Annotated in this window: 22 protein-coding genes; 10 read left to right on the forward strand and 12 right to left on the reverse strand. The window is 68.3% G+C overall.

From position 1 onward, the window contains the following. Positions 1-33: 33 nt before the first annotated feature. A complete protein-coding gene (locus ACUTR7_RS14175) occupies positions 34-960 on the reverse strand; it encodes a GGDEF domain-containing response regulator (protein ID WP_012203437.1) in 927 nt (308 codons plus the stop codon). Further along, on the reverse strand, positions 953-4,837 hold the full coding sequence (locus tag ACUTR7_RS14180; protein ID WP_445609062.1) for a response regulator: 3,885 nt from the start codon (positions 4,835-4,837) through the stop codon (positions 953-955). Before ACUTR7_RS14180 ends, ACUTR7_RS14175 begins: the two co-directional genes overlap by 8 nt. A 257-nt stretch (positions 4,838-5,094) precedes the next feature. Here ACUTR7_RS14180 and ffh point away from each other — a divergent pair, with 257 nt between their 5' ends. The 3 genes from ffh to ACUTR7_RS14195 all read left to right on the forward strand — a co-directional run bounded on the left by ffh (position 5,095) and on the right by ACUTR7_RS14195 (position 7,635). Further along, positions 5,095-6,489, forward strand: coding sequence for a signal recognition particle protein (gene ffh / locus ACUTR7_RS14185; RefSeq protein WP_012203439.1), 1,395 nt, complete (start codon positions 5,095-5,097; stop codon positions 6,487-6,489). Positions 6,490-6,595: 106 nt separating this feature from the next. Continuing rightward, entirely contained in the window at positions 6,596-7,150 is a 555-nt protein-coding gene (locus ACUTR7_RS14190; protein WP_034390530.1) for a C40 family peptidase, read from the forward strand. 80 nt (positions 7,151-7,230) lie between these two features. Continuing rightward, complete coding sequence (locus ACUTR7_RS14195; RefSeq protein ID WP_097203552.1) at positions 7,231-7,635, forward strand: helix-turn-helix domain-containing protein; 405 nt, start codon at positions 7,231-7,233, stop codon at positions 7,633-7,635. Positions 7,636-7,683: 48 nt separating this feature from the next. On the opposite strand, the gene ACUTR7_RS14200 is transcribed toward ACUTR7_RS14195, so the two are convergent. From ACUTR7_RS14200 to modA, 9 genes are all read right to left on the reverse strand, one after another. Next, positions 7,684-8,358 carry a DUF1266 domain-containing protein gene (locus ACUTR7_RS14200; RefSeq protein ID WP_012203442.1) on the reverse strand — a complete coding sequence of 225 codons (675 nt, stop codon included), beginning with the start codon at positions 8,356-8,358 and terminating at the stop codon, positions 7,684-7,686. Then, positions 8,355-9,593, reverse strand: coding sequence for a hypothetical protein (locus ACUTR7_RS14205; protein WP_445609218.1), 1,239 nt, complete (start codon positions 9,591-9,593; stop codon positions 8,355-8,357). Before ACUTR7_RS14205 ends, ACUTR7_RS14200 begins: the two co-directional genes overlap by 4 nt. After that, positions 9,590-11,878: a hypothetical protein gene (locus ACUTR7_RS14210; protein ID WP_445609063.1), complete on the reverse strand. Its 2,289-nt coding sequence runs from the start codon at positions 11,876-11,878 to the stop codon at positions 9,590-9,592. The genes ACUTR7_RS14205 and ACUTR7_RS14210 overlap by 4 nt, the downstream gene beginning before the upstream one ends. Before the next feature lie 203 nt (positions 11,879-12,081). Continuing rightward, the gene (gene miaB, locus ACUTR7_RS14215) at positions 12,082-13,410 is read right to left on the reverse strand and encodes a tRNA (N6-isopentenyl adenosine(37)-C2)-methylthiotransferase MiaB (protein WP_012203445.1); all 1,329 of its coding nucleotides are present in this window, start codon (positions 13,408-13,410) and stop codon (positions 12,082-12,084) included. 167 nt (positions 13,411-13,577) lie between these two features. Further along, positions 13,578-13,976: a hypothetical protein gene (locus ACUTR7_RS14220; RefSeq protein ID WP_034398183.1), complete on the reverse strand. Its 399-nt coding sequence runs from the start codon at positions 13,974-13,976 to the stop codon at positions 13,578-13,580. A 73-nt stretch (positions 13,977-14,049) separates the two neighbouring features. Continuing rightward, complete coding sequence (gene fdhD / locus ACUTR7_RS14225; RefSeq protein ID WP_445609064.1) at positions 14,050-14,982, reverse strand: formate dehydrogenase accessory sulfurtransferase FdhD; 933 nt, start codon at positions 14,980-14,982, stop codon at positions 14,050-14,052. A 52-nt stretch (positions 14,983-15,034) separates the two neighbouring features. After that, positions 15,035-16,165 carry a molybdenum ABC transporter ATP-binding protein gene (modC, locus tag ACUTR7_RS14230; protein ID WP_445609065.1) on the reverse strand — a complete coding sequence of 377 codons (1,131 nt, stop codon included), beginning with the start codon at positions 16,163-16,165 and terminating at the stop codon, positions 15,035-15,037. Then, complete coding sequence (modB, locus tag ACUTR7_RS14235; RefSeq protein ID WP_013804076.1) at positions 16,162-16,842, reverse strand: molybdate ABC transporter permease subunit; 681 nt, start codon at positions 16,840-16,842, stop codon at positions 16,162-16,164. Before modB ends, modC begins: the two co-directional genes overlap by 4 nt. A gap of 151 nt (positions 16,843-16,993) precedes the next feature. Further along, positions 16,994-17,755, reverse strand: coding sequence for a molybdate ABC transporter substrate-binding protein (gene modA / locus ACUTR7_RS14240; RefSeq protein ID WP_063327200.1), 762 nt, complete (start codon positions 17,753-17,755; stop codon positions 16,994-16,996). Positions 17,756-17,858: 103 nt separating this feature from the next. Here modA and ACUTR7_RS14245 point away from each other — a divergent pair, with 103 nt between their 5' ends. The 3 genes from ACUTR7_RS14245 (at position 17,859) to ACUTR7_RS14255 (ending at position 19,652) form a co-directional block, all read left to right on the forward strand. After that, positions 17,859-18,686, forward strand: coding sequence for a molybdenum-dependent transcriptional regulator (locus tag ACUTR7_RS14245; RefSeq protein WP_445609066.1), 828 nt, complete (start codon positions 17,859-17,861; stop codon positions 18,684-18,686). A gap of 181 nt (positions 18,687-18,867) precedes the next feature. After that, complete coding sequence (locus ACUTR7_RS14250) at positions 18,868-19,143, forward strand: hypothetical protein (RefSeq protein ID WP_013804073.1); 276 nt, start codon at positions 18,868-18,870, stop codon at positions 19,141-19,143. A gap of 98 nt (positions 19,144-19,241) precedes the next feature. Continuing rightward, complete coding sequence (locus ACUTR7_RS14255) at positions 19,242-19,652, forward strand: hypothetical protein (RefSeq protein ID WP_043824879.1); 411 nt, start codon at positions 19,242-19,244, stop codon at positions 19,650-19,652. Between the two features lie 94 nt (positions 19,653-19,746). Here the strand turns inward: ACUTR7_RS14255 and ACUTR7_RS14260 are convergent, their stop codons facing one another. Next, positions 19,747-20,904, reverse strand: a complete 1,158-nt coding sequence (locus ACUTR7_RS14260; protein ID WP_224986381.1) for an MFS transporter — start codon at positions 20,902-20,904, stop codon at positions 19,747-19,749. Positions 20,905-21,631: 727 nt separating this feature from the next. Here ACUTR7_RS14260 and ACUTR7_RS14265 point away from each other — a divergent pair. The 4 genes from ACUTR7_RS14265 (at position 21,632) to ACUTR7_RS14280 (ending at position 26,724) form a co-directional block, all read left to right on the forward strand. Then, entirely contained in the window at positions 21,632-22,828 is a 1,197-nt protein-coding gene (locus ACUTR7_RS14265) for an imelysin family protein (RefSeq protein ID WP_445609067.1), read from the forward strand. A 104-nt stretch (positions 22,829-22,932) separates the two neighbouring features. Beyond that, positions 22,933-24,444, forward strand: coding sequence for a di-heme oxidoreductase family protein (locus ACUTR7_RS14270; RefSeq protein WP_034390558.1), 1,512 nt, complete (start codon positions 22,933-22,935; stop codon positions 24,442-24,444). Then, on the forward strand, positions 24,444-25,538 hold the full coding sequence (locus ACUTR7_RS14275) for an imelysin family protein (RefSeq protein WP_445609068.1): 1,095 nt from the start codon (positions 24,444-24,446) through the stop codon (positions 25,536-25,538). The genes ACUTR7_RS14270 and ACUTR7_RS14275 overlap by 1 nt, the downstream gene beginning before the upstream one ends. After that, positions 25,522-26,724 (forward strand): DUF1513 domain-containing protein, encoded by a 1,203-nt coding sequence (locus ACUTR7_RS14280; protein ID WP_445609069.1) that lies wholly within the window; start codon positions 25,522-25,524, stop codon positions 26,722-26,724. The genes ACUTR7_RS14275 and ACUTR7_RS14280 overlap by 17 nt, the downstream gene beginning before the upstream one ends. Positions 26,725-26,766 lie beyond the last annotated feature (42 nt).

The raw sequence follows: 26,766 nt of genomic DNA on the forward strand, positions 1-26,766 counted from the left end.
TCCGGGTGCCATGCCGTGGTTCGGCGCGCATTTTCAGGGCTCCACGGCTGCCTCGATGCGATTGCGCCCCTGGGCCTTGGCCTGGTAGAGCAGGCCGTCCGCCTTCTGCAGCCAGGTTTCCAAAGGCGCGGCAGACGGCTGCCGCACGGTGAGTACGCCGCAGCTGACGGTGAGCTGCGGCGCCGTGGGAGAGGCGGCGTGGGCGATGGACAGGCGCAGCACTTCCTGGCGGAAATGCTCGGCCATGGCCGGCGCATCGCTTTCGCCGGGGAGGATGAGCGCGAATTCCTCACCGCCAAAGCGCGCGGCCAGGTCGTAGGGCCGGCGCGCATGGCGCTGCAGCGTGGCGGCCACTGCCTTGAGCGCCTCGTCCCCCTGCACATGGCCATAGCAGTCGTTGTATTGCTTGAAGTGGTCTATATCAATGAGAGCCAGGCCCACGGGCTCGCCCGTGCGCAGGCTGCGGCGGTAGGCGCGCTCCAGCACGTCGTCGAAGTGGCGCCGGTTGGCCAGGCCGGTCAGCCCGTCCACCATGGCCAGGCGCTCCAGGGCCTGGCGCTGCAGGGCCAGCCGTATCTGGTTGCGCACGCGCACCTCGACCACGGCGGGGCGTATGGGCTTGGAGACATAGTCGGCCGCGCCCAGGCGCAGGCCGTATTCCTCGGCCTCGGCATTGCTCTGTCCGGTGATGAAGATGACGGCGATATGGGCGGTGCGCTCCTGCGCGCGCAGCGCACCCAGCACCTCGTAGCCGTTCATGCCGGGCATGGCCAGGTCCAGAAGGATCAGCTGCAGGCGGTGGGCCTCGCGGTGGGCGATCACCAGGGCGCCAGGGCCATCCTTGGCCAGCAGCACTCGGTAGTGGGGGCTCAGCAGCTCGGCCAGCATGCTGCGGTTCAGCCGCTCGTCGTCCACGATGAGGACCGTGGGCAGCTCCGACCCGGTCAGGGCGTCAAGCATCTGCGGCTCCCTGTAGGGCCATCCGGTTCGCAGCCATGCTCCGCGCCAGCTGATTGAGCGCCTGCAGCGCCGCCTCGGTTTCCAGGGACTCGGCGCAGCGCTGGATGCGCTGCAGCACGGACGCATGGCGCCCGCTGACCAGGGGCCGCAGCCGTTCCAGTTCGGCCACGGCGGCATAGTCGCTGTCGGCAATCTGCAGCCGCAGCCGAGCCAGCGTGGATGAGACTTCCTCTGCGGTCATCGGCTGCCGCTGCGGCGGCGGCGCAGCGCTGGACACCGTGGCCAGGGGTGGCAAGGCCGCATGCCTGGGCCGCACGGCGATTTCCGCCAGCAGGCCCTGCAGTCCATCGGCCAGCGCCTGCACCAGGGATGGCAGATCACCGCTGGGCCGGGCATTCCCGCCATTGCCGTCGCCTGACATGCAGGCATGCGCGCTGGTCTCGGCCATGGCCGACCATTGCTCCAGCAGGTTCGCGCCCAGGTAGCCCAGGCTGCCCTTGAAGGTATGCGCCAACGACGCCACGGTTGCCCAGTTGCCGCTGCGCGCGGCGCTGCGCAGCTGTTGCGGCGCATCGGCAAAGTCCTGGGCAAAGCCTTCGATCGCATGCAGCATGCGCGGCGATTGGCTGGCAAGGCGTTGCCGCAGCTGCACAGGATCCCAGGCCGGGGCAGGGGTTGGCGGCGTGGGCTGGGAGGGCCCGGCCGGCGCTGCCGTTGTCGGGGGGGCTGCGCGCAGGCAGCGCTGCAGCGTCTCGTACAGCAGCACATCGTCAACGGGTTTGGTCAGATGGGCATTCATGCCTGCGGCCTCGATCCGGGCGCGCTCCTCGACATAGGCCTGTGCAGTCAGCGCGATCACCGGAAGATGCCGCAGCGCGCTGCGCGTGCGCAGGGCGCGCGTGGCACTGAGACCGTCCATGCCGGGCATGTGCACGTCCATGAGCACGGCATCGAAAGGCTGGCTGTCGAGCAGCTGCAGCGCCTGCAGACCGTCTTGCGCAGTCTGTACCGATATGCCGGCCTGCTCCAGCAGCTCGGTGGCCACCTCGCGGTTGAGCACGTTGTCATCCACCACCAGCACCCTGCGCCCAGGCAGGCCCGGGTAGCGCTGCTGTGGCGACGGGCCGGCCGCCGGGTCTTCAGGCTGGGTCGATTCGGGGTCCCGCAGCGCCTCCCGGATGGAGGACCTCAGTGCCGATGCGGTCAGGGGCTTGATCAGCAGGCCCCGCAGGCCAAACTGCGCAGCATGCAGCTGCACTTCGTCGCGCCCGAAGGCCGTGACCATGAGCGCAGCCGGGGTCTTGACCAGGTCCTGTCGCTCGCGCATGCGGCGTGCCAGCTCCAGTCCGTCCATGCCGGGCATGCGCCAGTCCAGCAGGGCCAGGCCATAGGGGGATTCCTGGCGTGCGGCCTCTTGAAGCATGCGCAGCGCCTGCATGCCGTCCGCCGCCGTATCGCAGCGCATGCCCAGTCTGCGCACCATGGCGGCCAGCGCCTCGCGCGCGCTGGCGTTGTCATCGACGATGAGAACGCCGGTGCTGCCCAGGTTGTCGTGGCCGTCCAGCAGCGCATCCGTGGCAAGCCGGACCTTGGCCGTGAAGCGGAAGTCGCTGCCCTGGCCGGGCTGGCTGCACACGCCGATCTCGCCGCCCATGAGCTGCACCAGCCTGTGGCAGATGGCCAGGCCCAGACCGGTGCCGCCGTGGCGGCGCGTGGTCTGGATGTCGGCCTGGGTGAAGGGCTGGAACAGCCGCTCGGCCCGCGATGCATCCAGGCCTATGCCGGTGTCGCGCACGCTCACGCACAGGTGGTGCAGGGGCGCTGCCGTGGTGTCCGCATCGGCATCCGCAGGCGCGTCCACCGGCGGCGGCTCCAGATGCAGGGTGATCACCACCTCGCCATGCTCGGTGAACTTGATGGCGTTGCCGACCAGGTTGGTCAGCACCTGGCCCAGGCGCATTGGGTCGCCGCGCAAACGGGGCGGCAGGTGCGGGTCCAGCGCATAGACCACTTCCAACCCCTTTTCCTCTGCGCGCAGCGCCGTGGAGGCCGTCACGGTCTCCAGCACATCGTCAAGGGCGAAGTCCACTTCCTCCAGCGCCAGCATGCCCGCCTCTATCTTGGAGAAATCGAGGATGTCGTTGATCACGGCCAGCAGGGCGCTGGCCGAGCGCTCCACCTTCTCCAGGTAGCCGCGCTGGCGCGATGTCAGCGCGGTCTGCTGCACCAGGCGCGTCATGCCGATGACGGTATTCATGGGTGTGCGGATTTCGTGGCTCATGATGGCCAGGAAATCCGATTTGGCGCGTTCGGCCGCTTCGGCGGCTTCCTTGGCCTGATGCAGCGCCTGCTCGGCCTCGCGTTCGCGGGTGATGTCCAGCATGATGCCGTCCCAGACCATGCCCTCCTGACAGCGCCGGGGGGCCGAGCGGCAGCGCAGCCAGCGGATCTCTCCGTCGGGCCTGATCACGCGAAAGCGGCAATCGAAGACCCGCAGCGTATCGATCGAGCGTTGCATCATCCCCTGGTAGAGCGGCAGGTCCTCGGGATGGATGGCATTCAGGTAGACCTGCCGATCGGCCATGATGGCGTGGGCCGGCACGCCGATCAGGTTCTCTATGCCGGCGCTGATGTAGCTGAGCCGCAGTTGCGTCAAGCCGCCTTCCAGGCGGTAGATGGCGCCGCTGGGCAGGTTGTCGGCCAGGGCTTCGAGGCGCATGCGCGCGTCCTCGCGTTCGGACAGGTCCTGCAGCGTGCCGCTGAGCGCGACGATGCGGCCTTGCTCGTCGCGCAGGGCCCGGCCCATGAGGCGGGCAGCGAACTGCCGGCCGTCCGGGCAGCGCTGGACCACATCGATGCTGTAGGACTGGCCGGTGCTGATGCACAGATCCACGGCAGCGGTGAGCCGGGCAAGATCCTGCGGCCCGAGCATGGCGCGCAGGGCCTGGCGCGTCAGTGGCGGACCCTGGGGGTCCAGACCGTTCATCACATACATCATCTCCGAGGCCTGAAAGTGCCCGGTGTCCAGCTCCCATGTCCAGCTGCCCAGGCGCGCCAGCTGTTCGGCCTGGCGCAGCACGTCGTAGCTTTTTTGCAGCTGGGACTCGGTCTGGCGCATGAGGGTGATGTCGCGCGCAATGCCCAGCACGCCCACGGTCCGGCCCTCGGCATCGCGATAGGGAATCTTGGTGGACTGGAAGATGCGGCGCTGCCCGTCGACCAGCAGATGATCGTCCATCACCACGGGCGCATCGCTGTCCAGCACCCGGCGGTCGCCATCGGTGAAGCTGCTGTCGGAGAAAAGCTCCTGGTCGGTCTTGCCCACAATGTCTTCGGGCGCGCGTCCGGCAAAGCGCGCCGTGGCGGGGTTGGCGAAGGTGTAGCGGCCCTGCCGGTCCTTGGCGAAGACCAGGTCGGGCGTCTCGCGCATCACGGTCTCCAGCAGGCGCGTCGAGTCCTGCCACGGCCAGGTGCGGTTTTGCAGGTGCGGCTCAAGCTGCGCATTGGGCTGGCCGATCGGCTCGGCGTGGCCGGTGCGCTCGCTGAGGTCGTGCCAGGTAGTGAAGAAAAGCCGCCTGCCCGACAGTGACAGGCAATGGACATGGATCTCGGCGGGCAAGCTGCTGCCATCGCGGCGGATCAGCCGGCCTCGCAGAAGGGCCTGGCTGTCCACGACCATGTCCCGCCAGAAATCACGCGGCCGTCCATCCAGGTCCAGCCATACGTCCATGATGCCCAGCCCCAGCATGGCGGCCTTGTGATGGCCCAGGCTGGCGCAGGCCTGGGCATTGGCATCGAGCAGGCCGCCCTGCTCGTCAAACAGAAGAAACCCGTCGGGCACACGGTCCAGGGACTGGCGATACGGCGTATCAGGCATGAAGACTCCCAGGCGGTAGCAAGCCAGCATTGCGGAATGTGATAGCCATAAACTATGGAAACATTGCGCATGTTACTGCTGGCCGGTGCCTGCCGTGGGGCACGGAAGGCCGGTACTTACCCCGGCAGGGGCAGCGGGTAGAATCATCGGGATCTGCAGGGTCCGTGCCGCGACCCGGCCCCACTTGGCCACCTGGCCCCGGCTGGCTCGCTGCAGCACACCTTTTCCTTTCCGACGACTCCAGTTCCTCCCCGCTTATGGCCTCCGCTCTGACCGACAAACTTTCGCGACTCGTCAAGGAGATGCGCGGCCAGGCCCGCATCACCGAATCCAACGTGCAGGACATGCTGCGCGAAGTGCGCATGGCCCTGCTCGAGGCCGACGTGGCCCTGCCCGTGGTGCGCGACTTCGTTGCGCGCGTCAAGGAAAAGGCGCTGGGCCAGGAGGTGCTGGGCTCGCTGCAGCCGGGCCAGCTGCTGGTGTCCATCGTCAACAAGGAACTCGCCGCCACCATGGGCGAGGGCGTGGCCGACATCAACCTCAACGCCCAGCCGCCGGCCGTCATCCTGATGGCCGGCCTGCAGGGCGCCGGCAAGACCACGACCACGGCCAAGCTGGCCAAGCACCTGATCGAGCGGCGCAAGAAGAAGGTGCTCACCGTGTCGGGCGACGTGTACCGCCCTGCCGCCATCGAGCAGCTCAAGACCGTGACCGCCCAGGCCGGTGCCGAGTGGTTCCCCTCCACGCCCGACCAGAAACCCCACGACATCGCCGTGGCCGCGCTGGACTACGCCAAGCGCCACTTCTTTGACGTGCTGCTGGTCGATACGGCCGGCCGCCTGGCCATCGACGAGCTGCTGATGGCCGAGATCAAGGATCTGCACGCCACGCTCAAGCCGGTCGAGACCCTGTTCGTCGTCGATGCCATGCAGGGCCAGGATGCGATCAACACGGCCAAGGCCTTCAAGGAAGCGCTGCCCCTGACCGGCATTGTGCTGACCAAGCTCGACGGCGACTCGCGCGGTGGCGCGGCGCTGTCGGTGCGGCAGATCACGGGCGCCCCCATCAAGTTCGCCGGCGTGTCCGAGAAGATCGACGGCCTGGAGGTGTTCGACGCCGACCGCCACGCGCAGCGCGTGCTGGGCATGGGCGACATCGTGGCCCTGGTCGAGCAGGTCACCAAGGGCGTGGACATGGAGGCCGCTCAGAAGCTGGCCGAGAAGGTCAAGAGCGGCGACGGCTTCGACCTCAACGACTTCCTTGCCCAGATCCAGCAGATGAAGCAGATGGGCGGCCTGTCCAACCTCATGGACAAGCTGCCGGCCCAGCTCACGGCCAAGGCCGGCCAGGTGGACATGGACAAGGCCGAGCGCGAGATCCGCCGCAAGGAAGGCATCATCTGCTCCATGACTGCCAAGGAGCGCAAGAAGCCCGAGATCATCAAGGCCACGCGCAAGAAGCGCATTGCCGATGGCGCGGGCGTGCAGGTCCAGGAAGTCAACCGCCTGCTCAAGGAGTTCGAGCAGATGCAGGAGATGATGAAGAAGATGAAGGGCGGCGGCCTCATGAAGATGATGAAGCGCATGGGCGGCATGAAGGCCATGAAGGGAATGATGGGCGGTGGCGGCGGCATGCCCAAGCTCCCGTTCTGATGGGCACCGCCTGAGCCGCCGGGCCGCGCGCTCTTTCCCGCCAAGCCGCAGCGCAGCCTGCGGCTTTTCTTTTGGCCGCGAGGGCTTTGTGAGAACATGCAGCGCCATGAAGGCTGGTGTTTCGACTTCCCTTGCAGTGTCTCCGGTGACCGGGGCGCGGCTCTCGCGCCGTGACTGGGGTTTGCTGGCGGCCGCCGTGCTGCTGGCTGGCTGCTCGTCCGCACCACGCAAAGGCTCGGGCCCGGCGCCGGTGCCTTCGCCGCAGGCGCTCAATCTGGACGGCGAATTGCGCGAGGCGCTGCTGGCGCGCACCATGCTTGTGGTCAACACGCCCTATACCTATGGCGGCAATTCGCCCGAAGGCGGTTTCGACTGCAGCGGCCTGATCCAGTGGGCCGTGGGCGGCATCACCGAAAACCGCCTGCCGCGCACCACGGCGCAGTGGGCGCAGTTCAGCAATCCCGTGGGCAGCCGCAGCCTGCAGCGCGGCGACTTCGTGTTCTTCAATACCCTGGGCTCGCGCTATTCGCACATGGGCATCTTTGTCGGCAATGGCCAGTTCGTGCATGCACCGTCCAGCGGCGGCACGGTGCAGCGCGTGCGCATGGACAACATCTATTTCGCCAAGCGCTTCACCGAGGCGCGCAGCATCTTCGCCTGAACGCTGGCCGGGCGACGGGTTTGAGCCGAGTCTTCAATCGATGAGTCAATCAAGATTCCAGGGAAATCCAGGGTGTCGGAATGCGTAACAAGCTCGAATTCGCACTGCGCCTGCGCCAGGCCATCGAGGCTGCGGGACTGGAGCCCCGGCCCAGCGTGCTTCTGAAGCTGTTCAATTCCAGTTACTGGGGTCGGCCGATCTCCTTCCAGGCGGTCTCGCGCTGGCTGAACGGCGAGGCCGTTCCCGAGCAGGACAAGCTGGTGCTGCTGGCGGGTTTGCTCGAGGTCGAGCCCGATGTGTTGCGCTATGGCGAATCAGCCCAGCGGTCCCCGCCGTCCCTGCCGTCGCCGCTCGAATGCCAGGAGCCGGGCGTGGGCTATCTCGAACGCGAAACCTTCGATGCCTTTTTGAAGCTGCCCGCGCCTCAGCGCCAGGTGGTGCGGGAGGTGATCCTCACCTTCGCCAAGGTGCATGGCGAAGGCTGAGCATCGGGCAGGGCAGGCAGCACAGGCGGCGCACCCGCCTGGCGGCAGTCACCGGACGGCCTGCTGCTGCCAGGGCATCGCATGCCAGGGGTGGCGCGGATCGGCCACCCACTGCTGCACTTGCTCGGGCGTCACGCTGCACCCCAGCACGTCGGCGCGGCCACGGGCCAGCCACTGGCTGCGGCCACGTGCGTAGGCCTGGCCGAAGGCCTGCCAGCTGTCAAAGCAGTCCCGCGCGCGGCATGCGTTCAGGTGCAGGATCTGCTGGTGCAGGGCCTCGTCCACCCAGCCCAGCAGCCAGGCGCAGCGCACATGGAAGGCCACGCGCGCGCAGGCAAAGGCCATGGCGGCATGGGGATCGTCACCGGCCTGCAGGCGCTGCAGGTCCAGCGTGAACCAGCGCTGGCGCAGGCCGTCGGGCAACTGGCGTGCGATCTGGGCATCGTCCAGGTCGGTGCGCAGGCCCAGGTGGTGCAGCACCATGGGGCGCAGCTGGGTGGTAAGGGCGGAGTCGGCGCCGTTGAGCTGCCGGTCCGCAAAGCCGCCCTGGATGGCGTGAAAGGCCATGGGATGGGCCAGGGCCAGGGCCCAGTCCAGTGCCGCGTCACCGCTGCGGTAGCTGCTGAAGTCCCCGCGTTGGCGCGACGCACGCATGCGCCGCAGGCCGGCGCGCACTGCCCACCAGACCAATGCAGACAGCACAACAAGGGTGAAGGCGTTCATCGCGGATTTCCTGTCCTGCCCGGCGTTCCCGGTGTTGCCGGCGATCCCGCCCGGCGCCGCGCCAGCTCCAGCGACTGCTGCAGGGCCGCGCTGCGCGGCATGCGCTCGAAGGCGGGCACGGGCACGGTGTCGCGGCGTGCCGCAACCAGCCATTGCATCAGGGGCGACCGGATGTCCAGCTGCTCCAGCAGCGCCGGGTGGGACTGCAGCAACCACAGCTGCTCGGCCTCGGTGTGCAGCTCGCTGGCCGCGCACCAGGCAGCCGCGCTGCCCGGGGCCAGCAGCTGTGCCGGTCGGCGCACGATGCCCATGGCCAGGGCGTCCGCCGGCGCCTCGCCATCGGTATGGAGGTGATTGAGCAGGGCCAGCACATCGGCCAGGTAGCGCGCAATCGGCGGGCGGTTCTGCTTGCCCTTGATCTGGTCGATGCGCAGCCGCCCGTCGTCCCGTACCTGGGCGCTGACGGTGATGCGCGGCTGGGCCGTGCCCGTGCGGTAGCTGAACAGCCGCAGCCGGCCCTGCTCGCAGGCTTCGGCGTAGTGCTCGCCATAGCCGCCGCGCAGTGCGCCGCGCTCGCTGAACTGGCCCAGGCAGTGGCGCATCATCTGGCTTTCATAGGCCATTTCGGCGCGCAGGTCCGGGCTTTGGGCATCGAATTCAACGAAGACACCCAGCTGGCCACGCAGCAGCGGACGCACGGCGCCGGGCCGGTGCTCGGCCCAGCCGCTGTCGCTTCTCCGGGCGAAGGCCAGATGCTCCAGCGTCCAGCGCGCCAGCGCCTGCGGGCAGTTGATGCGCTGCAGCTTTCCCTCCAGCGCGGTGCCGCGCCGGGTGGACAGGAACTCCAGCAGCCGGCTCTCCAGCGCCAGCAGGGGTGCGCTGTCGGGCTCCACCCACCACAGCGGCGCGCTGCCGTCGGCCGCCGGCCTGTCCGGTGACAGCGGCTGGCGGGCCGCATGTTCGCGCAGGCGCTCCAGTGCCCAGGCGGCGGGCGCGGCGTGCCGGTGCAGGCGCAGCAGCTCGGCCTGCGTGGACACGGGCTGCACGGCCGGCGGATCGGCGTCGAGGTTGCCGATCACATGGCGGTAGAAGTGGTTGGCCAGCCAGGCGGCGATCTCCTCGCTGTCGCCGCGTGCAGCGCTGCGCTCGCGGATGCGCTGCTTGATGGCCGGCGCATTGACCACGTCGCGCGGCCGATAGGCACTGGCGGCGTTGGCACCGGCGCCCGGGTTCACCACAGCTTCCACCAGGGCTTGCTGTCCGAGCGCAGCTTGAGGCAGCGCTTGAGGCCGTCCTTTGCCATCCTGTGCTCGGCCTCGCCGTCGTCGGGCGTGAGCTTGGCGATGGCCTCGCGGTGCAGGGCCACGGCCTGGTCGATGGGGCCGCAGCTTTCCATGGCGCAGGCCAGGCGGCGCAGGGTGTAGCACTCGCCCAGGGCGCGCACTTCAGGCAGCAGGGCGTCCAGGCGCGGGCGCACCAGTTCGCCATGGTTTTCGGAGAAGAAGTCGAGCAGGGACATCAGCGAGGCCAGGTAGTCGCGCCGCTGTTCGCGCTGGTCGTCCTCGTCCAGTTCCTCGAACCACTGGTCCAGGCGCTCCAGCCAGATGCCGATTTCGCCTGCGCGGCCCAGCTGGTAGAGCGCCAGCGCCGCGCTGGGGAAGTAGTCCGTGGGGCAGTGGCGGCTGTAGCCGTAGTCCTGGGTGAAGTGCCACAGCTGCTCGGCTGCCGTGACGATGCCGGGGCGGTCGTCACGGCGGATGGCGCACCACAGCAGGCCGTCGTGGTGTTCGGCAAAGGGGCTGCTGGACAGGCCCTTGTGGTGCAGGGCCGCCGCCTCGTCATAGCGCTGCTGCGAGCGGTATTTGATGGCCAGGTTGTTGCAGAGCATGGAGTAGACGTGCAGGTGCGCGTCCTTGTACATGCCCTGGCCGCTGGCCCAGAAGGCCTCGAAGCGGGCCAGGCCCTCTTCGTAGTAACGCTGCACCAGCGGCTCGCGCACCTCGTCGGCCGGCACCTGCCGGCCTTCGCCCATGAGGGCGGCCAGGTCGTCCTCATCATCCAGGGTCACGCCCGCCGCATAGCACCAGTGGGCGCCGTGGCACAGGGGAAAGGGGCGTGCCAGCGCCTGGCCTGCGTCAAGCACCGCAAAGCGTGCAGCCCACAGCAGGGACAGCGGTTCGTAGTTGGCGTACCGGGGCTGCTCGCAAACACCGCGTTCGAGCAGTGGCAGCGCTTGGTCCCAATGGTGTTCCCGTGCCAGGCGCCAGCCTTCGATAAGGGCCAGCATCGGATGGTTCGGCGCCTGCGAGCGTGCCAGTGCCAGGTACTCGTCGGCACTGCGCGGCGCAGCCGGGCTGTCTTCCAGAAGCTCTTGGAGCTGGGGGTGCAGGCCGGCCCACGCCAGGATCAGCGCCCACGTGGGCGCTTGCCCGGTATCGCTGTCCACCATGCGCAGCGCGAGTTCGTAGGCCTGTGCAGCCGAGCCCTGGCGATAAGGCAATATGCATTCGAGAGCCAGGTCCGCCGCATCGGCCAGGCGGCCCGCCTCTTCCAGCCACTGCAGCACCAGGCCGCTGAAGGCATCGTCGGAGTCATCCACCAAGCCGAAGCGGCCCAGCGCAGCCAGCTGCAGCGCGGCCTCGGGCTGGCCCATGGCATGGCAGGCCATGGCCTGCAGCCGGGCCGCATGGACCTTGCGGTGCGTGCGCACCGCCTGCGATGCGGTGGGGCTTTCGGTGCGGGCCAGGTGCTGCTCTGCCGCCATGAGCACGGCCGGAACGCTTTGCGGGGCCAGCGGCAGGACCTCGCGCGCAAGGTGCAGCCAGTCGTCGAAGTCCACGTTCTGCTCTGCATCGGCCTGGGTCAGCAGCGCCGTGGCGGCCTGCACCTGGCGCACGGTGGCGGGCACATCGCCGCGCAGACGGGCCAGCTCGGCCTTGCGCAGGCAGGCACGCGCATCGCGGCGCGCGGGGGAGGCCTCGCCATCCGGGTCGCTGCGTTCGTGGCTGCGCTGCAGGTCCACGCCTTGCTCGGCCAGCTCCCAGGCCTGGGCTTCGCGGGCCAGGTAGTGCCAGCCGTTCCAGTAGCGGTAGGGCTCGCTGGTGTGCGGCAGCCGGCCCATGAGATCGGCAGCGGGCGCGAGCAGGGCCACGCCGCCTTCACGGTCAAAGCGCAGCCGGCTCTGGATGTCGCTGAGCGCCAGGCTGGCCGTGGCCAGCAGGTGGTTGTCGCCCTGCAAGGGTTGCAGCGTGGCAGCGCGGTGTTCGCGCAGCAGTGCGTTGGCGGTTTCGGGCCGTTCCAGGTCCAGCCAGAGATCGTGCAGACGCTCCAGCTCGCCCACCGTGGCCGGGGCGAAACGCTGCTGCGAGAGCAGCTCCATGACGGCCGCCTGGCGTTCGGCCGGGGCGATGGGGCTGGCATCAGCCTCCTGCTGCAGCAGGTCGTGCGCCTGGTCCATGAAGGCATGCAGGGCTTCGCCCTCAAGGACGGCCTGGGCGGTGGCGGGCTGGGAGGTGTTCATGGAATCGATAGCAAGCAAGCGAAGCTGGAAAAGCCATGCAGGCCGACGGACCTCAGGGCGGCGACCCCGCGATGCTAGCGGTCCAGCCAGCACCATGCCAGAGTGGCTGGGCTGTTTTCACGTCCTGTTACATGCAAAAAAGCCCGGCATTGCCGGGCTTTGGTTACGCAGGAGGTCGCTGGGCCGCCGGGGCCGGGTTGGGCTCAGTGGCGCACCACGACTTCGCCGCGCAGCGTGAAGGTGCGGGCCTCGGTGATCTTCACATCGATCATCTGGCCGATCAGGCGCTCGTTGCCCGGGAAGTTGACCACGCGGTTGCACTCGGTGCGGCCCATGAGTTCGCTGCCATCGCGCTTGGACAGTCCTTCCACCAGCAGGCGCTGCACCGTGCCCACGCGCTCGTCGCTGATGTCCTTGATGTTGTTGTTGATCACGGCCTGCAGCTCCTGCAGGCGGCGCAGCTTGACCTCGTGCGGCGTGTCGTCGTGCAGGTTGGCGGCCGGCGTGCCGGGGCGGGGGCTGAAGATGAAGCTGAAGCTGTTGTCGAAGCGCACGTCGTGGATGAGCTTCATCATCTTCTGGAAGTCTTCCTCCGTCTCGCCGGGGAAGCCCACGATGAAGTCGCTGCTCATGGCCATTTCGGGCCGGATGGCGCGCAGCTTGCGGATGGTGCTCTTGTATTCCATGGCCGTGTAGCCGCGCTTCATTGCCATGAGTATCTTGTCGCTGCCGTGCTGCACGGGCAGGTGCAGGTGGCTGACCAGCTTGGGCAGCCGAGCGTAGGCCTCGATCAGGCGTGGCGTGAACTCGTTGGGGTGGCTGGTGGTGTAGCGGATGCGCTCGATGCCGGGGATCTCGGACACGTACTCCAGCAGCAGGGCAAAGTCGGCGATCTCGGCCGTGTCACCCATCTTGCCCAGGTAGGCGTTGACGTTCTGGCCCAGCAGCGTGACTTCCTTCACGCCCTGATCGGCCAGGCCGGCGACCTCGATCAGCACGTCCTCGAACGGGCGGCTGACTTCCTCGCCGCGCGTATAGGGCACGACGCAGTAGCTGCAGTACTTGGAGCAGCCTTCCATGATGGAGACGAAGGCCGAGGAGCCTTCCACGCGCGCGGGCGGCAGGTGGTCGAATTTCTCGATCTCGGGAAAGCTGATATCGACCTGGGGCTTGTGCTTGGCGGCGCGTGCATTGAGCAGCTCGGGCAGGCGGTGCAGGGTCTGCGGGCCGAAGACCACGTCCACATAGGGTGCGCGCTTGATGATTTCCTCGCCCTCCTGGCTGGCCACGCAGCCGCCCACGCCGATGAGCACGCCGCGTTCCTTCAGGTGCTTGTAGCGGCCCAGGTCGCTGAACACCTTCTCCTGCGCCTTCTCGCGCACCGAGCAGGTGTTGAACAGGATCAGGTCGGCCTGCTCCGGGTCATCGGTGGATTCGTAGCCCTGGGCTGCGCCCAGCACATCGGCCATCTTGTCCGAGTCGTACTCGTTCATCTGGCAGCCGAAGGTTTTGATAAAGACTTTCTTGGACATGGTGGGGTTCCGTCAGGCAGCCGCCGCACTGCAAGCGGCGGTCTGCAAAAAATGAAGGTGGCTCGGCCAGGGGGCGGCATGCCCCATGGCCGGGCCGCTGCGACCTGCGAGGCGCGGGCCGCGTCAGCCGTGTACGTGCTGTGCGCTTGCTGTGGTGTGCGCGGTGCTCAGTTGAAGATGCGCTGCAGCATCGACTTGGGCTTGTAGTGCTTGTCGGCCTCGGCCTTGGTCAGGATCCAGGCCTGGTGCAGCCACTGCGTCTGCGGCTCGATCACATAGCCCACCACGAGCTTGCTGCCCCGGTAATTGATGGCCTGCACCAGCGTGCGTTCAGGGCTGAACAGGCGAAAGCCCGGACTGGTGCGAATGGTCTTGCCGTCGATCTCCACCTCGGGGAACTGGGTCACGACCAGCTCGCCGAACTGGGCCTGCGGCGGGAAATTGCGCGTCTCGTTGGACGGCAGGCCCTGCGCGGCCACGCCCAGGCTGGCGCAGGCCAGGCCGGCGAGCAGGGCGCCGGCACACAGGCGGCGGGCGGGAGAGAAATGGGGCTTGCAGCGGTTCATGGTGTACATCCAGGGGCTGAACCCGCGATTCTACGAACTTGCCGCTGCGCAGGCGCGGCACTCGGGCATTGGGTCAGGTGCGGCCCGGCGCATACAGCACCGCCTTGGGCGGGCGGCACAGGCCCCAGAAGCGCAGGCCGATCAGTTCGGCCATCTGCACGCCCATGGCCGTGGGCGCGGAGATGGTGGCCAGGGCGGCGATGCCGACCTTGGCGCATTTGCGCACCAGCTCATGGCTGCCGCGGCTGGAGAGCACGACAAAGCCGGCCTCGCCCAGGCGGCCTGTGCGGGAGAGGCGGCCGACCAGCTTGTCCAGCGCGTTGTGGCGGCCCACGTCTTCGAGCACATCCGTCAGTTGCCCGTCCAGCCCTGCCCAGCCTGCGGCATGCACGGCGCCGGCTTCGGCGTTGAGCAACTGCAGCGGCGGCAGTGCCGCGATGGCTGCGCAGACGGTGTCGGCATCGACACGGGCGATCCAGTCGTGCGCGGGCAGGGGGTCGAAGGACAGGTCCAGCGCCGCGAAGCTGTCCACGCCGCAGACACCGCAGCCCGTGCGCCCGCTCATGCTGCGGCGCCGGTCCTTGAGGCGGGCGAAGCAGCGCGAGGCCACGTCCAGCTGCACCTCGATGCCGTCCATGCCGGCCGGCAGGCCTGCGGCCTGTGCAGCCACGGTGCGCACCTCGATGCCGTAGCAGTCGGCAGCGCTGTCCAGAATGCCTTCGGTGAGCGCAAAGCCCAGCGCAAAGTCTTCCAGGTCCGAGGGCGTGCCCATCATCACGGCATGTGAGATGCCATTGAACACCAGGGCGATGGGGACTTCGCTGGCCAGCACCTGCGGTTCGGCCTGGATGCTGACGGCGCCGTCTTCACCGAGCCGGTGGCGCGCCACCGCATGCGTGCGCAGCGCGGCAATGGCAGGCGGGGCGGCGCATGCAGCATCTGCTGCGCCGGGGCCTTCGTCTGGGGCGGGGACGGGGGCGGGGGCGTGTTCGGTGGTGGCGTTCATGGCGTGGGCCGCGCAGGCGGCTTCCGCATGATATCGGCGCCGCCGCGCGTGCTCAGTCCAGCAATGCCATGCCCTTGATCTGGGCGAAGACATGCATGCCCGGCGCAATGCCCAGTTGCCGGGCGGAATGCAGGGTGATGCGTGCCAGCAGGCGGGACGGGCCCAGCTGCAGCGAGACCATGACCTGGCCCGGGCCGTCCTCGCGCAGCTCCTGCACGGTGGCAGGCAGGATGTTGAGGATGCTGCTGTCTTGCGGGTGCTGCAGGCTCAGGCTCACATCGCGTGCCTGCACGCGCAACTGCACGGTTTCGCCGACGGGGCGCGGGGAGGCCATGACAAGGCGCAGGCGCCCGCCATCGAAGGACAGCGTGCTCAGGTGTGCATCGGGATCGTGCTGCTGGACCTGTGCGCTGACCATGGCCGCTGCCGTGTCGCCCATGCTCAGGGGCAGGTCCAGCCGTGCCAGCAGCTCGCTGGTGGCGCCGGCCGCGACGATGCCGCCTGCCTTGAGCAGCACCAGGTGCTGGGCCAGGCGCGCGACCTCGTCGATGGAGTGGCTGACGTAGAGGACGGGAATGTCGAGTTCGCGGCGCAGCTGGTCCAGGTAGGGCAGGACCTCGGCCTTGCGCTGGGCGTCCAGCGCGGCCAGGGGCTCGTCCATCAGCAGCACCCGCGGGCTGGTGGCCAGCGCCCGCGCAATGGCCACGCGCTGGCGCTCGCCGCCCGACAGGGTGGAGGGCATGCGGTCCATCAGGTGGCCTATGCCCAGCAGGGACACGGCCTGGTCCTGGGACACCTTGCGCCGCGCGGCCGGCGTGCGCCGCATGCCGTAGTCGATGTTGCGCCGCACGGTCAGGTGCGGGAACAGGCTGGCCTCCTGGAACACATAGCCCAGCGCACGGCGGTGCGTGGGCAGCCACTGGCTGGCCGCATCGTCCTGCCAGACCTCGCCGTTGACGGCGACGCGGCCGCGCGCGCGCTCCAGTCCCGCCAGGGCGCGCAGGCAGGTGGTCTTGCCGCAGCCCGAGGGGCCGAACAGGGCGGTGACGCCGCGCCCGGGCAGCTGCAGCTGCACGTCAAGGCGGAAGTCGGCACGTTCCAGCGCCAGGTTTGCGATGATTTCCGAGGAGGGATGGGAGTGCGCGGCGTCGGACATCAGGGAGGGAGAGAAGGCGGTCATCATGCGCGGCGCTCCTCACGCGGCTGCAACAGGTGCAGGGCCAGAAGAACCAGGAAGGAGAACACCACCATGCCGCCTGCCAGCCAGTGGGCGTGGGCGTACTCCATGGCCTCCACATGGTCGTAGATCTGTACCGAGACCACGCGCGTCACGCCGGGAATATTGCCGCCCAGCATCAGCACCACGCCGAACTCGCCCACGGTGTGCGCAAAGGTCAGCACGGCCGCCGTGATGAAGCCCGGCCGCGCCAGCGGCAGCGCCACGGTGAAGAAGCGGTCCAGCGGCCCCGCGCCCAGGCTGGCCGCAGCCTCCATGGGCCGCGTGCCCAGGGATTCGAAGGCACGCTGCAGCGGCTGCACCGTGAACGGCATGGAATAGACCAGCGAACCGATGACCAGGCCCGGAAAAGTGAAGGGCAGGGTGCTCAGCCCCAGCGCCTGCGTCAGCTGCCCCACGGGGCCGTTGGGACCCATGGTCACCAGCAGGTAAAAACCGATCACCGTGGGCGGAAGCACCAGGGGCAGCGCCACCACGGCGCCAATCGGGCCGCGCCAGCGCGAGCGCGTATGCGCCAGCCACCAGGCCAGCGGCGTGCACAGCGTCAGCAGCAGCACCGTGGTCACGCTGGCAAGTTTCAGCGTCAGCCGTATGGCGGCGTAGTCGTCGGCGGTAAGAATCATGCGGGAAGAATTCAGTGGTTCGCAGCGCTGTTGGATCTCACTCAACGCACGAAACCGGCGCGGCCCGGCTCAGCGACGCTGAGCACGGGCCCGTGCCGGCCGACCCCTCCCCAGGAGAGAGGGAAGGCGCGCAAGCGCGCCTCAACAGGTGTCAGAAGCTATAGCCGTAGGAGCGGATGATGGCACGGGCCTTGTCGGCGCGCAGGTACTTCATCAGCTCGGCGGCGGCTTCGTTGTCCTTGCCGCTGTTGAGCACGATGGCGTCCTGGCGGATGGGCTCGTGCATGGAGCCGGGCACCTGCCAGGCCGAGCCTTCGCGCAGCTTGCCGTTTTCCATCACCTGCGACAGGGCCACAAAGCCCAGCTGGGCATTGCCCGTGGCCGCGAACTGGTAGGTCTGGGCAATGTTCTCGCCCATGACAATGCGCGGCTGCACCTGGGCCGTGATGCCCAGCTTGTTCAGCACTTCCATGGCTGCCGTGCCGTAGGGCGCCAGCTTGGGATTGGCCACGGCGATGTGCTTGTAGTCGCCGGTCTTGAGGACCTCGCCCTTGTCGTCCACATAGCCGGCCTTGGGGCTCCACAGCACCAACTGGCCGATGGCGTAGGTGAAGCGCGAATCGGGCAGGCCGCGGCCTTCCTTGGCGATCTTCTCGGGCGTGGTGTCGTCGGCGGCCAGCAGGATCTGGAAGGGCGCGCCGTTGACGATCTGCGCATAGAACTTGCCCGTGGCGCCGAAGGACAGCAGGGCCTTGTGGCCGGTGTCCTTCTCGAACTCGGCGGCGATCTTCTGCATGGGCGCCGTGAAGTTGGCGGCGACGGCCACCGACACTTCGGCGGCCTGCGCGGCGGCCCAGCCGAACAGGGCAAGGGCGGCGAAGGCGGTGGCACGCAGGGGCTGGTTCACGTTCATGGGTCTCTCGCTATTCCGTTGGTGAATAGCGCAGTGTAACGACCTGAAAATGCGCATGCAGGGTGCAGGCGTTTTGCTTGGCGGGAAATAACGCTTGGCGGGCATGATGCTGCGCATGACTGCCGCAACCCCCGCTTCTCCCTCAGACCTGGTGCCCGCGCTGGGCCATGACCTGGCCGACCGGCGCATCGCCATCCTGCGGCATATCGCGGCAGGGCATTCGATTTCCCAGGCCGCGCGCGAGGCGGGTGTCAGCTACAAGGCGGCCTGGCAGGCGCTGGATGTGCTGACCAATCTGGCGGGCCGTGCCCTGGTGGAGCGCTCGGTGGGCGGCGCCGGCGGTGGCGGCGCGCGCATCACCGAGGCCGGGCAGTCCCTGCTGGCCATGGCCGATGCGCTGGAGCAGGCGCGCGCGCAGGTGCTGCAGCGCTTTGGCGGGCCCGCCGGCGTTTCTTCTGCGGCTCCCGGGCTGGGGCTGGGCCTGCGCACCAGCATGCGCAATCTGTGGCCTTGCCGGGTTGGTGCCTTGCAGGCGCAGGGCGCCCAGGTCCGCGTCTGGCTGCTGCCCGACGGCGGCGGGGATGCATCAGGCATTGCCGCACGCATCACCGAAGAAAGCGCCCAGTTGCTGGGCCTGGCGCCGGGCCTGCCCCTGATGGCGCTGTGCAAGGCCACGGCCGTGCAGGTGCTGCCTTCGGCGCCACGCTCCGATGTGCATGCCCAGGCCAATGCCTGGCCCGCCCAGGTGCAGCGCGTGGCCCGGGCCGACAGGGCGGGGCCGCGTGAAGTGGTGGCACAACTGCCCTGGGGCGGTAGCGGCGTGGGTTACGCGGCCGAGCGGGCCGAGGGCGAGTCCTGGACCTTGCGCGCAGGGCGCAAGGTCTGGCTGACGGTGCCGGAGTCCGCCGTGGTGCTGGCCGTGGCTGATTGAGCGGATGGAGTGTTGAAAGAGCAGCAGCGCGTTGCGCATGCGCAGCAGTGGCTGCAGATTCGGACGGGTCTGATGGCGCATTCAGGGCGGTATACGAAGAATTGCGCCGCTGTGAAACCTGCGCGCTCTGGCGGCGCGGGCTTTTCTGGCGACCGAATCATCGAAACCTCCCTGGCCCTCCATGAGCATCCTGAAATTGCGCAGGCAAGAGAAAGTGGCGGTCTACACCGCCTTGCTGTGTTCCTTCATCGCGGCGTTCATCTTCTTCGCGTCCGAAGGTGTGGCTGACAGTTTTCAGCAGCGGCTGGATGCGCTGGCCATCTGCGCCGTCATCGGTGCGCTGGTGACCTGGTTCAATCACTGGTGGTTCCGGGTCTGGGGCTGGCATCTGGTGCCTGTGACCCTGCTGCTGTTTTATGCCGGCACACTGGCCGCAGGGTGGCTGTTTGGCGGATGAAGGCGGTGAAAGCGGTGGTGTGGGAACCTGCTGCCACGCTTTGCATCGAAGATCCTTTTCGACTGCCTCACCAGGCCATCCACGGCCTTGCCCCTGCCATGAAGACCACCCTGTCCGCCGCCCTGATCTGCCTGCTCCTGTCCACCCCGGCCATGTCCCGTCCGCTGGACCCGGCGCCTCTGGACGCCTCGCAGTTCAACCTGGGGCTGGTCGGGTTCGCGGGCGAGATCTCGCCTGCGGAGCGGCACCTGGAGGCCATGCTCAGGCGGCCCGAGGCCAATGCCGTCCTGCTGTCGGTGATCGACGATCCGCGCCGATCTCCCGTGGCCAAGCTCTATGCGCTGTGCGGGCTCAAGCGCATGGGCAGCGGAGGCTACGAGGCAGCGCTGGTCAAGCTGCGCGGCTTTGAGGGCCAGGTCTCCGTGATGCTGGGAGACCAGATGTTCCAGGAAGACATCCGCGAGGCGGCAGACCGCATCGAAAACCTGGAGTGCAGCGAAGGCGGTTGAGCCTGGGCACGCCGGTTGCCGGACAAAAAAAGAGCTGCCATCGGCAGCTCTTTGCATTGTGGGGCATCGTTCTGAGCCGGAGGATCTGAGCCGCTCAGGACAGCTCGCGTCCCTTGAGTTCAGGGATCAGGAAGGCCGTGGCCAGCATGTCCAGCACATAGATGGCCGCCAGCAGGGCGATCGCCACCTGGAACGAATAGCTCATGGCCAGCGCACCGATCACCACCGGGCCCAGTCCGCCCACGGCGCGGCCGATGTTGAACAGCACGTTCTGCGCGGTGGCGCGCGCCTCGGTGGGGTAGGCCTCGCTCATCACGGCGCCGTAGCCGCCCATCATGCCGTTGACGAACAGGCCCATGAGGGCGCCTGCCCAGAGCATGGCCGTGGGGTCGGACAGCTGCGAATAGAGCACGACCATGATGACCGAGCCCAGCTGGAAGATCAGGAAGCTGGGCTTGCGGCCGATGCGGTCGGCCAGCTGGCCGAAGACCCAGATGCCGACCATCATTCCCACCACGGTCACGGCAGTCCATATCGAGGACTTGGTCAGGCTGAAGCCCAGTTGCTTGGACAGGAAGCTGGGCATCCAGATCATGATGCCGTAGTAGCCGAAGTTCTGGACCGAGGTCAGCACGATCACGCCCAGGCTGACCTTGGTCGTGGCGCGGTCCTTCACCAGCAGCTTCAGGCTTTGCAGCACCGGCACGCGGGCCGAGGGCGTGGCGGACTGCTGGCGCTTCACGAAGACTTCGGGCTCGTGCAGCTTGTTGCGGATCACCCAGGCCACCACGGCCGGTATCACGCCCACCAGGAACATGCCGCGCCAGCCGATGAGGGGCAGCAGCAGCGGCGTCAGCAGCGCCGCACCCAGCACGCCCATTTGCCAGCCCAAGGCCACGTAGGACGAGACGCGGGCGCGGTGGCGTGCGGGCCAGGCCTCGGCGGCCAGTGCCATGCCGATGCCGAACTCGCCGCCCAGGCCGATGCCCGCAATCGTGCGGTAGGCCAGCAGGTCCCAGTAGCCCTGCGCGAATGCGCACAGGCCCGTGAAGACTGCGAACAGCATGATGGTCCAGGTCAGCACGCGGATGCGCCCGTAGCGGTCGCTGAGCAGGCCGAAGAAGATGCCGCCGAACACGGCACCGATCAGCGTCCAGGTCACCAGCGAACCGGCCTGGCCCGGCGTGAGGTGCAGGTCGGCCGAAATGGCCGACAGCATGAAGCCCAGGATCAGCAGGTCGAAGCCGTCCATGGCATAGCCCACGGCCGAGCCGGCCAGGGCCTTCCAGCTGTAGCCATTGACCTGGGTGGCATGTGTGCCGACATGCGTGTCTGTGCTGGCGCCGGCAGCAGTGGCTGCGAGCGCCCCGGAGGAAGTGGTGGTCACGTGAAGATCCTTGAAAGCCAGGACGGCGCGCGCTCTCGCTGGGGTGCGGCACCACGCAAAACGCCTGCGCCGCCGGCTGGGCCGGCGTGCGGGCACGCTGCGCGTGTGCGGCATCCTGGAGTGGCGATGGGCACGGGAAATCCTGGTGGGAAAACAAGCTGGGCGGCCGGCATGCCGGAGCATGGCAGGTGCTGCGCGCAAAGACAGAGCGCAAGGTGCAGCGCCAAAAGACCGCTTCTGCAAAAAGCGAAAGCCCTGAAATCGGCCGGGCGATCAGGGCTTGGTGGCCGTGGGCAGGCCCTGCGAGGAGAGGGTGGCCCATGCGAGCGGGCGCAATGGTAAGGGAAGTGGCCGGACAAGGCAAGCTGCGGGGCTTATGCCAGGGCGCTGGGTCTTTGGCCGGGGCGCCAAGGGTGCTCGTGCTAGGCTGGCGCCCGCTGCGGCCATTGCGCCGCTGGCGCGCCCCATTTCTGCCCGGGTCCGTCTATGACCTTGCGGTGCAGTGCGGCGATATCTCGCAGGTTTTGCCAATAAAAACAATTCTCATTACAGTTTGGCATTCCGAGTTCTCCAACCTCCGATCCTTTCTGCCATGCATCCCATCCTGATTGCAGCCGCCCTGGCCCTGGGCGCGGCCGCCCCGATGAGCCAGGCCGCAGCCGCCGGCACCGTTCAACAGCCCGTGAAGAAGAGCCTCTCCGTTGCGGAGGTGGTCAAGCATTACGGCACCCTGGTGCACGCCAATTACTCGGACTCCATCAGCTCCGCCAAGACCATGCAGAAAGCCATCGGGGCCTTTCTGGCAGCGCCCAGCGAGCAGGGCCTGAACCAGGCACGCAAGGCCTGGCTGGATGCCCGGGAGTACTACGGCCAGACCGAGGCCTTCCGCTTCTACGCCGGCCCCATCGACAACGATGAAGGCCCCGAAGGCCAGATCAACGCCTGGCCCATGGACGAGTCCTATGTGGACTATGTGGAAGGCAACCCCAACGCCGGCATCATCAACAACCGCAAGGAAGCCATCACCAAGAAGCGCCTGGCCGAGCTCAACGAGCATGACGGCGAGGAGAACGTTTCCACCGGCTGGCACGCCATCGAGTTCATGCTCTGGGGCCAGGACCTGAACGACAAGGGGCCGGGCGCGCGTCCGTACACCGACTTCGTCGATGGCAAGAAGTCCAATGCCGACCGCCGCCGCGAGTACCTGAAGGTGGTGACCGCGCTGCTGATCGAGGATCTGCAGTCCGTGGCCGACCAGTGGAAGCCCGGCTCGCCCAAGAACTTCCGCGCCCAGTTCGAGAAAAAGCCCGACGACGCGCTGCGCCGCATCTTCGTGGGCCTGGGTTCGCTGTCGCGCGGCGAGCTGGCCGGCGAGCGCCTGGAAGTGGCCCTGGCCAGCCGCGACCAGGAAGACGAGCACTCCTGCTTCTCGGACAACACGCACCGCGATGCGGTGACCAATGCCCAGGGCATCCTCAACGTCTGGCTGGGCAGCTACAAGCGCCTGGATGGCAGCGAGCTGCAAGGCCCGGGCATCAAGGACTGGGTGGCCTCCAAGGACAGCGCGCTGGCCGACAGGACCACGCGCCAGATCACGCAGTCGGTGCAGGCGGCCCAGGCCATTCCCGCGCCGTTCGACCAGGCCATCCAGGGCGCACGCGACTCGGCTTCGCGCGCCAAGATCCAGGCCACCATCGACAGCCTGGTCCAGCAGAGCAAGGATCTGGTGGAGGCGGCCAATGCCGTCGGCATCACCCAGCTCAACCTGGTGGACCCCAAGGCCAACTAAAAGAACATCCACGCCAGCGTCCATCCATTCCTGCGCCCATGTGCCAAGGCCGCCGCCCCCGAAAGGGTTCGGCGGCCCTGGCTTTTCCAGGGACGTCCCCACTCATGAATCTCTCCCCCTCGCTGCTGGTCGCTGCCTCCCTGGTCCTGATGGGCTGCTCGGCCCAACAGCAGGACACGGTGGCTGCCGCGCCAGCGCGCGCGCCAGCACCGCAGCCTGCTCCCGATCCAGCTCCCGATCCAGCTCTTTTGTTCGCGGCACCCGGCGAGCCCCTGCCCCCGGGCGGCCAGACCACGGTCCACGCCACGGGCCGCAACGCCTTCTCGCTGCCCGCCGCCAACCTGGAGGATGCAGAGCGCACGCGCTTTGTCATCGGCAACTCCTTCTTCAAGCGCAACTGGGTGCAGGCGCCGGCCTCCACCACGGCGCGCGATGGCCTGGGCCCGCACTTCCTGGCGCGCTCCTGCGGCGGCTGCCATGTGCAGGACGGCCGTGCCCAGCCGCCCGACTTCCACAACCCGCTCAAGCCCCAGCCCTTCGCGGGCCTGCTCATGCGGCTGTCCATTCCGGGCGAAGGCCCGCACGGCAGCCCGGTGCCGGACCCGGTCTATGGCGACCAGTTCAACACCGAGGGCGTGCTGGGCGTCAAGGGCGAGGGCCAGTTGCGCATCCGCTATGAACAGGTGCATGGCCGCTTTGCCGACGGCACGGCCTACACGCTGGAAAAGCCGGTCTACGAGCTGGCTGCGCTCAACTACGGCCCCCTGGCTGCCAACCTGATGACCAGCCCGCGCATTGCGCCCCAGGTCATCGGCCTGGGCCTGCTGGAGCACATCCCGGAGTCCGAGATCCTGGCCAACGCTGCAGCCCAGGCGGCCCTGGGCGGCCCCATCAAGGGCCAGCCCAACTATGTCTGGGATGCCTACGGCGAACGCATGATGCTGGGCCGCTTCGGCTGGAAGGCCAACGTGGCCTCCATTGCCCACCAGACGGCCTCGGCCTTCCTGGGCGATATCGGCATCACATCGAAGCGTTTTCCACACCAGACCTGCACGCCCGCACAAAAGGACTGCCTGGCCGCGCCCAACGGCAACGGCGCCGAGGGCGTGGAGATCGAGGACCGCGTGCTGGACGACGTGATCTTCTACCAGGCCACGCTGGCGCCGCCTGCACGGCGCAACGCCAGCGACCCGGCCGTGCGCCGTGGCGAGGCACTGTTCCACCAGGCCCAGTGTGCGCAGTGCCACCGGCCCTCGTACAAGACCGGCGGGGAGCTGTTCCCCGCGCTGTCGCCGGCACTCAGCAGCAAGGGGTTGTCGGGCCAGACCATTGCGCCCTACACCGACCTGCTGCTGCACGACATGGGCGATGCGCTGGCCGACGGCCGGCCCGACTTCAAGGCCTCAGGCCGCCAGTGGCGCACGCCGCCGCTGTGGGGCATAGGCCTGCTGCCCGATGTCAACAACCACCAGCGCCTGCTGCACGACGGCCGTGCGCGCGGCGTGCTGGAAGCCATCCTCTGGCACGGCGGCGAGGCCGAAGCCGCGCGCGAACAGGTGCGCCAGTTCAGCGCCGAAGACCGTGAAGCCCTGGTCAAATTTGTGGAGTCCCTCTGATGCAAGACATGCGCATGACCCCTCGCCAAATCCTTTGTGCCGCCGCGCTGGCGCTGCTGGCCGCCGCCCCTGTCCATGCCCAGGAAGTGGATGCCAACATGGCCATTCCCTTCTACAACACGGCCCACGCCGTGCAGGGGCTGTACGGCCAATGGTTCTCGCCCCAGGCCAAGGCCGCGCAGGCAGCCGCCCAGGCGCTGAGCCAGGCGCTGCGCGCGCACTGCACGGCACCTGCGGCACCTGCGGGATCGGCTGCCGCCACGCTGCAGACGGCGCGCCAGGCCTATGTGCAATCGTCGCGGCAGTGGAGCAGCCTCTCGGCCGTGGCCCTGGGGCCGCTGGTGGAGCGCCGCTCGGCACGTCTGGTGGACTTCCGCCCCATGCGCCCGGCCCTGCTCAAGAAGGCCATACAGTCGGCCCCCGCCGATCTGGCTGCCATGGAGCGCATCGGCGCACCCGCCAAGGGATATCCGGCGCTCGAGAACCTGCTGTGGACCCAGCCCGTGGAGCCGCAGACGCCGGCCTGCGCCTATGCCACCCTGGTGGCCGAGGAAATCGGCGCCGAGATGGGCATCCTCAGCAACGGCTTTGCCAAGCTCGCGGCCCAGGATTGGTCCGAGGACGGCGATGCCACCACCGAAGCCATGGCCGAGTTCATCAACCAGTGGGTGGGCGGCCTGGAGCGCCTGCGCTGGGCGGACATGGAAAAGCCTTTGCGCAGTGCGGGCAGTGCGGGCAGCAAACCGCCCGCCTGGGAGCATCTCGCCAGCGGCAGCACGCTGGAGATCTGGCGCGCGCACTGGCAGGGCCTGCGCACGCTGGCCGTGAGCGTGGACCGCAAGGTGCCCCAGCCCGGCGTGGACATCGTGCCCATCGAGTCCTACCTGCGCGGCCGTGGCCTCAACCCGCTGGCCGACCGCTGGCTCAAGGCAGTCAACGAGGCCGATGCCGGCATGCGCGCCCTGACCGAGCCGACCGCCAAGGCCGTCGATGCCGCGACCAAGCCGCTGTCGCGCCTCAAGCGCCTCATGGAAGGCGAGGTGGCGCCTGCGCTGGAAGTCAACATCGGGTTCTCGGATGCCGACGGGGATTGAGCAGGCGCTGAATCGCCGCCGCTGGCTGCAGGGCATGGGGCTGCTGGCTGCCATGCCGCTGGCAACCTCCCCTGCGGCCAGGCCGTCCGGGCCGGCACGGTCGCTGGCTGCGGCCTGGATGCAGGGCGAGCAGATGCGTGTCGGCATCGTGCAGGCCAGTGCGCAGGTGGACAGGCCGCTGCAGGTGCTGCAGGCCCTGGATGTGCCCACGCGCGCCCATGGCATGGCCGCGCTGCGCGACGGCTCCGTGGTCTTCGCCAGCCGCCGCCCCGGTGACTGGCTGGTACGCCTGAAGCCGGGACAGGCCGCCGAGGATGCGCAGTGGCAGTGGATCGAGCCCGACCGCTTCTTCAACGGCCATGTCATCGAAAGCGCCGATGGCCGCCATCTCTACACCACCGAGACCGACCTGGAAGACGCCCAGGGCCTGATCGGCGTGCGCGATGCCATCACCTTGGAGAAGATCGCCGAATGGCGCACGGGCGGCATGGATCCGCACCAGTTGCTGCTGGACGCCGACGGCACGCTGATGGTCGCCAACGGCGGCATTCCCACGCAGTCCGAAACCGGCCGGCGCAAGCTGCAGCTGGACCACATGGATTCGTCCATCGCACGGCTGTTGCCGGCCGAAGGCGGCGCCCGTGCCGGCCTGTGGAAGCTGGACGACAACCGCCTGAGCCTGCGCCACCTGGCCTGGGGCCCGCAGGTCGCCCACGCGCCCGCGCGCCGCTGGCTGGGCATTGCGCTGCAGGCCGAGCACCGCGACACCGAAGCGCGCGCCGCCGCGCCCGTGCTGGCCCTGTTCGATGGCCACCGTTTGCATGCCGTGCCCCTGCCCGAAGGGCGCGAGCCCCTGGCCGGCTATGGCGGCGACATAGGCTGCGACGGCCAGCTCTTTGCCGTCAGCTGCCCGCGCGTGAACACCGTCACCTGGTGGCAGGTGCCCGACAGCGGCCAGGCCAGCGGCCGCTGGCTGCGCGGTGACGCCATGCCGGGCGTGTACTGCGTGGCCAATGCAAGTGTCTCGCTGGATGCCAAGGGCCTGCCCCTGCCTGCCGAGCCCGCGCTGTGGATGGGCGGCGCACGCCAGGCCCAATTGCGCCAGCGCGGCCAGGTGCTGCGCACGGTGCCGGTTCCCGGCATGGCGCTGGACAACCACTGGATTGCGTTGGAGCGCGGCAGCTAGCAGCCGGAGGCGGCGCCGCAAACGGCGCGCTCTGGCGGAGTG

It is taken from the genome of Delftia sp. NA_296.1 (genome assembly GCF_052692095.1).

Coding starts and splice junctions, on each gene's coding strand:
- fdhD (WP_445609064.1), bottom strand. CDS start 14,982: ATGAACGCCACCACCGAACACGCCCCCGCCCCCGTCCCCGCCCCAGAC.
- ACUTR7_RS14280 (WP_445609069.1), top strand. CDS start 25,522: ATGCCGACGGGGATTGAGCAGGCGCTGAATCGCCGCCGCTGGCTGCAG.
- ACUTR7_RS14260 (WP_224986381.1), bottom strand. CDS start 20,904: ATGGACGGCTTCGACCTGCTGATCCTGGGCTTCATGCTGTCGGCCATT.
- ACUTR7_RS14265 (WP_445609067.1), top strand. CDS start 21,632: ATGCATCCCATCCTGATTGCAGCCGCCCTGGCCCTGGGCGCGGCCGCC.
- ACUTR7_RS14220 (WP_034398183.1), bottom strand. CDS start 13,976: ATGAACCGCTGCAAGCCCCATTTCTCTCCCGCCCGCCGCCTGTGTGCC.
- modC (WP_445609065.1), bottom strand. CDS start 16,165: ATGATGACCGCCTTCTCTCCCTCCCTGATGTCCGACGCCGCGCACTCC.
- ACUTR7_RS14210 (WP_445609063.1), bottom strand. CDS start 11,878: ATGAACACCTCCCAGCCCGCCACCGCCCAGGCCGTCCTTGAGGGCGAA.
- ACUTR7_RS14180 (WP_445609062.1), bottom strand. CDS start 4,837: ATGCCTGATACGCCGTATCGCCAGTCCCTGGACCGTGTGCCCGACGGG.
- modA (WP_063327200.1), bottom strand. CDS start 17,755: ATGAACGTGAACCAGCCCCTGCGTGCCACCGCCTTCGCCGCCCTTGCC.
- miaB (WP_012203445.1), bottom strand. CDS start 13,410: ATGTCCAAGAAAGTCTTTATCAAAACCTTCGGCTGCCAGATGAACGAG.
- ACUTR7_RS14195 (WP_097203552.1), top strand. CDS start 7,231: ATGCGTAACAAGCTCGAATTCGCACTGCGCCTGCGCCAGGCCATCGAG.
- ACUTR7_RS14275 (WP_445609068.1), top strand. CDS start 24,444: ATGCAAGACATGCGCATGACCCCTCGCCAAATCCTTTGTGCCGCCGCG.
- ACUTR7_RS14250 (WP_013804073.1), top strand. CDS start 18,868: ATGAGCATCCTGAAATTGCGCAGGCAAGAGAAAGTGGCGGTCTACACC.
- ACUTR7_RS14190 (WP_034390530.1), top strand. CDS start 6,596: ATGAAGGCTGGTGTTTCGACTTCCCTTGCAGTGTCTCCGGTGACCGGG.
- ACUTR7_RS14200 (WP_012203442.1), bottom strand. CDS start 8,358: ATGAACGCCTTCACCCTTGTTGTGCTGTCTGCATTGGTCTGGTGGGCA.
- ACUTR7_RS14270 (WP_034390558.1), top strand. CDS start 22,933: ATGAATCTCTCCCCCTCGCTGCTGGTCGCTGCCTCCCTGGTCCTGATG.
- ACUTR7_RS14245 (WP_445609066.1), top strand. CDS start 17,859: ATGATGCTGCGCATGACTGCCGCAACCCCCGCTTCTCCCTCAGACCTG.
- ffh (WP_012203439.1), top strand. CDS start 5,095: ATGGCCTCCGCTCTGACCGACAAACTTTCGCGACTCGTCAAGGAGATG.
- modB (WP_013804076.1), bottom strand. CDS start 16,842: ATGATTCTTACCGCCGACGACTACGCCGCCATACGGCTGACGCTGAAA.
- ACUTR7_RS14175 (WP_012203437.1), bottom strand. CDS start 960: ATGCTTGACGCCCTGACCGGGTCGGAGCTGCCCACGGTCCTCATCGTG.
- ACUTR7_RS14255 (WP_043824879.1), top strand. CDS start 19,242: ATGAAGACCACCCTGTCCGCCGCCCTGATCTGCCTGCTCCTGTCCACC.